We start from the raw sequence: 6,495 nt of genomic DNA, 5'->3' as shown, positions 1-6,495 counted from the left end.
TGTAATTAATCCCTTCATAATCTGAAGGCACTTCAACATCTCGTTTTTTTAAAATAGCAATATTTCTGCAAGAAATTTTAGGAAACAACATACCCATTTTTAAAATAACATTTTGATTAGCGCTCGGTTGTGCGTCTTTTTTATCAGCAGATTTTGCATAACCAATGTCATCGGGAGTAAGTAGCACAATACCAAATTTCAGAATGTATGGTTCCAATCCAAGCTTAAAAAGAATACGTTCAGTTTGTTCTAAAATAGTATGATTATTATATACAATAAAAATTTTTGGCATTTGGATCTCCCCTAAAAAATATATGCATTTGACCCAGAGGGCTTATTATTCCTTATCAACGAATAATTGCGACAAAAATTTCTCCCAATCTATATTTTCCTTTAATTTATCATTAGTCTCTTTATCGAATTTTATTTGTTTACCATTTATAGTAAAATAAAATTCAACACTTTCGATATCATTATGATTGAACATTACCAACACCTATAATTTTAATTATGTTTCATGTTTTATTGAGTTTAATGGAAATTTTAATACCTTTGTTTTTACATTGCTCTCTGAAAGCAGGCGCCCCCTCGCCTTTATCTTATTTACGCAACATCCTCATACTCATGACGATAATAATCATCTTCACTACCAAATCTTGGAATTGCCTCATCATTAATTTGATCACCAAATGATAAAGAGGCATTGCTATGAATACAAGAATTGCCAGATACAACAGCACCATACACAACAGCATCATCAATGACACTGGAATGATCACAAATATAAGCACCATCACCAACAATTGCATACCCCCCAACATGAGCATCATCACAAATAACAGATGTATCAGAAATATAAGCATTATCACTTACAGAGGCGTTATCATAAATTTTTGCATTACCTTCAATTACAACGGCGTTTTGAATATGGGCGTTGCCATAAACCTCACAATAATCATTTATTGTCATGCCTTCAAAAATAGCATTACCATAAATTTGTGCATTCCCATAAACGTCTACAAAAAAGCTTTTCACTTTACCATTTTCATAAATCCGTGCATTTTGAAAGACGTGTGCTTTATCGTAAACCCAACAATTTCCGTCATGAGAGAGGTTATCTTCCTTCTCAATAAAACCACCAAGATCACCAGCCTTGACATCATCAAAGTCTCTTAATGCACGTATGCGATAAAGTGTAGCATCACCAACTTGTTTGGTTTCATTTGTAAATTCATATTTTTTGGAGATAGCGTTCATAATGAACTCCTTACGGTTTAAAAGTTTTGAATTGACACCCTATAAGACGTCGGGCGTTCAAAACACGGCCGTAAGTCCGTTGTTATGCTTTTCCCTAAAAGGGTGTTGTATGGCATAACCACACCCGACAAAATCACTATATATGCTAATAAAAGCATAAAAGACAGTCAGTTTCTGAAAGCAAGAAAAGATTTTTTGTCATCTGTTTTCTTACGGCTTAGTGTTTTGATCACTTAAGTATTAATATAGCAAAATACCCATTTATTGTCAACTATTTTTTGTCTTTTTTTGCCATTTTTTATAATATTTTCAAATATTTATCTCATAAAATAGCTTATAATTTTTATCTCTTTCTTTTGAAGTATATGCCCCTAAAAGCGCCCCTTCTAATCATGATTTCGGAGCCGCGTGAGATGGACGAAACAAGCCGTTAGGTTCTTTGTCAAGGACGCCGTTAGGCGCCATGTAATGGTCTCCTTGACATCAAGAACCTAGGATTGTTAGTCCCCTCATTAAACGCGGATCTGATGTCATGATTTTGGTGAGCGTTCCAGAGAGTTTGAGAGGCAGATAGCCTCTCATTAAAAAAGGATAAAGGATCTAATAAAATAATTGCTAAATAAAAATATCTTGTATATATCTTTTTTTGGAGGAAGAGGTTCTAAAAAGTTATCCCCGCTAGGATAAGTTGATCATTTATCTCTTTCTCTTTTTTTTAAATCAAAAATTTTTCTCATTTTCGACCTTCTTTACGCCTTTTAAAAATAAGGATTAATGGCACTAAAGATGAATAATTAAAATATTTATTTCGTATATAAATTATTATTTATGCAAATTTAAAAACTCCAATTACCTTATTTAAAAAACACTTTTTATGACATAATTAAATATTTTTTGCCTATTGTCCGGATTCTTTTTCCAAGTTAGCATAAGAAGACATCTCATTAAGAAAGGTTTTTCTGTGGAAGAAGAAGAAGTAGCAAAAATCTATACAAATGATAGTAAGCATGAAAAATATCAAGATAAACTAGAATATTTGTTCGATCAACAGCATAAATATATGCAAGAATTTAGTAATACATTGGAGGCAAAAAAATTACATGATGTGCGAAGTGATTTGTACAATTATCTTCGTAATATTGGACAAAATGGTGATATATCGTTACTCATCAGTAGTGAGCGCTCTTTAACAGAAAATGATTTTATCCAATACGGTAACAGTAAAGCTATGATCAAAATTTTCAAAAATGCTTTAGCTTATATAGATGTCATTAAAAAACATATAGCTCTTGTTAGTGATCCTGTACAATACCAATTTATAAATAAAACACATAGCTTACCCAAAAACCGAAAAGGTGGATTGCCTTATGATGAGGGGCGTAAAGCAATGGTATGGCATTATAAATGGCTAGAAGATACAGGATTATACTTTTCAACCTCAATTGAACTATCGATCAACGAAGCACGAAAAGATAATATGAAAGCAATTCAAAAACTTTACGAACAAATGCAAGCAAAAGCTATCGATATAGATTTTTTATAATATTGGACAGGTAATTTCAAACTAACAATATCAGTATCGTATACTGAAAATATGCCATATTAGTATGCAATACGTTTTAATTTTTTATCTACTTTTTCCTTAAGCTCATAGTAACGAATGATAAAAAGACGCAGATCAATAGCCCTTGTTGAGCGAGTATATCGATCGTTATCATCTATATGTTGGCGACCAAAATATCCAAAATCCCATATTACAATCAACCCACAATCATACAAACTTGAAAGAAGTACACTAACACGTCCTGGACTACGAGTCATAAAACCAATATCTTGATTGCTTTTAAAAATAATAGGAACTCCACCTTTTTTAAAGGCTTTATCAGGCGTTATTTCTAATAAGGTAGAAAGAACAGAAGATTCTGCTCTACTAATTAAATCAATATGATATAATCGATAAGCCAGCTTGCTTAATTTATCGCGGCTTACTGGTTTATATTCAACGTTCTCTGCTATTTTCTGATATTCTAGATGTTGTGCAGTTAACCGTCGCCCTATTATTTTCTTTGTTTTATCCATTTATTTTTTTCACTTTAATAAGATTTTTTATGCAAATTTTGACATTGTTAGATCTTTTAACGTTTTATTGAGTTCAAACTCAAACAAAGAGCTTTTTTCTTCGTTTAGCTTTATTTTCTGATTTTTTTCTAAGTTTAAACTATTTATTTCTTCTTGATCAGCTTGTTTCAATAAAGCGAATAAAGAACGCTCTAGATATAATTCTCCCTTTTTTTCTTTATCAATCATGCCGCGGAGATATCCTCCTGGTGATTTTACAAGTCCTCTAGCATATTTTTCAAAAATGATGGCAATTGCCAGAGCTGTTTTTTTAAGCCCCATGATTTTTGTAGCTTGTTCAGCGGCATGTTCTGAAACTTTAATCATTCTGTACATAGGATACATAGAATGTATCAAATCGCTTTCTGTTTGGAAACTACATTCAGAAAACAAGACGGCATTTGGTAAAGCCTTTTCTAGTATCTCCGGCTTAATTTGAGGCAATGTACTACCTTTTGAAGGAAGTGATGTTTCGGTTTTGCCGTTTTCTATATTTTCATAAGCCATTTTATTGTGACCGGAGGTCACATTAATGGTTTGAGAGTGTTCAGATAACTCTGAACACTCATTTTTGTTACAATTACAATTATAGTTAGGAGTTGTATGTTCTATGTGTATATTGCCAGCAAGATCCGTGTATCTTGTTTTTGATGTTTTTTGCCAAAAAAAACGTTGTAAAATCCCCTCAAAAAGACGAATTGCTTTGTATAATTTTTCAAGCGACGCTTTAGCCGGACGACCAATAATATGGAGGATTTTTTGCATTCTAGAAAAAAGCAGTGAGATAAACGGTGTTGCTTCCATTTCTGTATAACAGGTTTTAATTTGACGCACCAATCCTCTAAAATAATGCAAAGCTTCTTCTTGCTTCTCACGAATCTCCAAAGCTTTACCTGCTTTTTGCTTAAGTTCATGATATCGCGCAATAAGAATACGTAAATCAATACCGCAAGCTGTTACGATATCATCGCTATGGTTACGTATAGGATAGCGTTTAAAGTTACCAGAGTCGCGCATAACAATAAGACCACAGTCATAAAGGCATGAAAGTAAAAAACTAACGCGCGATTCACTCCGTTTAATGTCATAACTAAGTTGTCGATTGCTTTTGAAAACAATAGGAACCCCGCCTTTTTCAAATGAATCTCTTGGAGCTGTCCTTAACAAATTCAAAAGAAGTTTAGCTTCACTCTCTTTTATGAAATCAGTCTGTTCCAGTTGATTAACCAACCCAATTAATTGACCACGGCTTACAGAACCAATCTCAGCGCTTTCTGCTAATTTTCTAAATTCTATATGATGTGCATTTATCTTTCTTCCAGATGTTTTCTTAACCATAATTATTTTCACCTCTCTATTGGAGGAAAAAAAGAGGTAAAAAAATATAAAAATATCCCTTTTCTACAAAATTTCTCTTGCAGAATGCATCACGATAAATTAAACTAGGAAACATTAGATTGTTTAATATTTAAAAATATTGTTTAATTCACCGTATAGGTATTTTAGAAACCCTTCTGTTAACGCAGTTGGGTTTTTATTTTTTTGCCATTGTATTTTCCTCTATTTGAAATAAGACTCATAGCTTTGAAAAAAGCTTGTCAAGATAAAACGTATATTAAAAAAAAAAGATTTTCAATATGGTAAAGCTTTCAAACAACTGTTTTTTATGGCAATACAACCTAATACAACCTACAACAACAGCAAAGCGAAATAACATATAACCAAGGAAACGCGCTCTTATATCGCGCTGTAGAAAACAACCTATACGAGTAAATAAATTCTAAACACAATAATTTTTCTTTGCAAGAATTGTCCACCAAGGACTGTGTGTATGATGATTAACTTTTTTCTGATAAAGCTCGTAGTGGAATATTGACTTGATTTTTCAGTAGCGCTTGAAAGAACGTTTTATCAATAATGGTCAATGGGATTATAGCTCCCGTGATCTCTTCGCCAATCTTCTGGTTGTTGAAATTTGCGCGACCATAAAACATTTTGTGCTTTTAAAGCAGGTTTTTCTATTGTCTTTTCTTGTGCTTTAAAAAAAGAATTTTCATTATGTTGACTGAAATAAAAGTATCAAAAAATAATAATATAAATTAATATAATATATTTAGGCGCTGCTCTAAGAGATTTTAAAAGTATCATTTTGAATATTACTATATTTTTGTCTATTATCTAAGATAAAGATTAAATATTTTTAATTTTATAGTAGAAAAAATAGTTTTTTCATTTTATAGGGTAGATTAATATTTTAACTATTAATTTAATTTTCAACTTTAAAATAGCGAGGGGGTTTTTCATGAAAAACATGAATAATTCATTCAGTTGTGAACACATCTTACCAAAAACTACTCTACCCAACACACAAAAGAAATGGTTAACAGCAGCATTAATGCTGTTTATTGCCTTCATCGCACTGAGTGAACCAGCATTTGCCGCAGGCGGCTTCGGAAAAATTGAAAGTGCTCTTCAAAAAATAATTGAAGCCTTAACAGGACCAATTGCAAAATCAATCGCGACCATTGCGATTGCCGGTGTTGGGATTGCATGGATTGCTGGTTATGTTGAAATGCGTAAAGCTTTCTTTGTTTGTATTGGCATCGGCATTATCTTTGGTGCACCACAAATCGCAGCAATGTTTTCCAGTTAAACTCCAGCCTTTCAAAGCCATGAAAGAGCACGATAAGCTAACAGAAGATACGCTATTTCTTGCTTGCACGCGCCCTGCAATGATTGCAGGCGTGACAGTGGAAGCTATGGGATTAAATGCGATAGGAACGATGATATTGTTTATTGTGATAGGCAATATTTTTCTTGTAACCATTGGTATTGCCATGCATTTCATATTCAAGGAAATCCTAAAGCATGACCATAACAAATTTCGTATTCTTCTGACATGGCAAAAGACATCTATTTTTGCCAAAAACTCTAGTCTATGGGGCGGGGGAAGTATTTCTCCATTACGATTAATTCGTAATTATGAGGAATTACAATGAACACAACAGAGCGCAAGCGTGAAAAGCAGCCAGAAGCGATTATCCCTTACGTGCGCCATGTTAACAAGCATATCATTGCGCTGGATTCACGCGCTCTCATGAGCGTTATTAAACTTGAAGG

General features: G+C 33.0%; 7 protein-coding genes. 3 read left to right on the top strand and 4 right to left on the bottom strand.

Features of this window, described 5'->3' with window-relative positions:
• Window positions 1-292: TIR domain-containing protein (locus ACFINU_RS08660; RefSeq protein WP_375667572.1), on the bottom strand; the 292-nt coding region annotated here is incomplete at its 3' end.
• Between the two features lie 311 nt (window positions 293-603).
• Window positions 604-1,257 carry a hypothetical protein gene (locus ACFINU_RS08655; protein ID WP_375618998.1) on the bottom strand — a complete coding sequence of 218 codons (654 nt, stop codon included), beginning with the start codon at window positions 1,255-1,257 and terminating at the stop codon, window positions 604-606.
• A gap of 961 nt (window positions 1,258-2,218) precedes the next feature.
• On the opposite strand from ACFINU_RS08655, the gene ACFINU_RS08650 reads away from it, so the two are divergent.
• On the top strand, window positions 2,219-2,800 hold the full coding sequence (locus ACFINU_RS08650; RefSeq protein WP_375667570.1) for a hypothetical protein: 582 nt from the start codon (window positions 2,219-2,221) through the stop codon (window positions 2,798-2,800).
• 59 nt (window positions 2,801-2,859) lie between these two features.
• On the opposite strand, the gene ACFINU_RS08645 is transcribed toward ACFINU_RS08650, so the two are convergent.
• Together ACFINU_RS08645 and repC are read right to left on the bottom strand one after the other, a co-directional pair.
• Window positions 2,860-3,336: a helix-turn-helix domain-containing protein gene (locus ACFINU_RS08645; RefSeq protein ID WP_375618879.1), complete on the bottom strand. Its 477-nt coding sequence runs from the start codon at window positions 3,334-3,336 to the stop codon at window positions 2,860-2,862.
• Between the two features lie 27 nt (window positions 3,337-3,363).
• Window positions 3,364-4,713 (bottom strand): replication initiation protein RepC, encoded by a 1,350-nt coding sequence (repC, locus tag ACFINU_RS08640; protein ID WP_375618880.1) that lies wholly within the window; start codon window positions 4,711-4,713, stop codon window positions 3,364-3,366.
• 964 nt (window positions 4,714-5,677) lie between these two features.
• On the opposite strand from repC, the gene ACFINU_RS08635 reads away from it, so the two are divergent.
• Complete coding sequence (locus tag ACFINU_RS08635; RefSeq protein WP_375618881.1) at window positions 5,678-6,028, top strand: TrbC/VirB2 family protein; 351 nt, start codon at window positions 5,678-5,680, stop codon at window positions 6,026-6,028.
• Window positions 6,029-6,047: 19 nt separating this feature from the next.
• The gene (locus tag ACFINU_RS08630; protein WP_375618882.1) at window positions 6,048-6,374 is read left to right on the top strand and encodes a type IV secretion system protein VirB3; all 327 of its coding nucleotides are present in this window, start codon (window positions 6,048-6,050) and stop codon (window positions 6,372-6,374) included.
• Window positions 6,375-6,495 lie beyond the last annotated feature (121 nt).

The organism is Bartonella sp. AC130YNZD, assembly GCF_042196865.1.
In the GTDB taxonomy this organism is placed as follows: Bacteria; Pseudomonadota; Alphaproteobacteria; order Rhizobiales; family Rhizobiaceae; genus Bartonella.
This window is presented reverse-complemented; position numbering and strand designations above follow the sequence as displayed.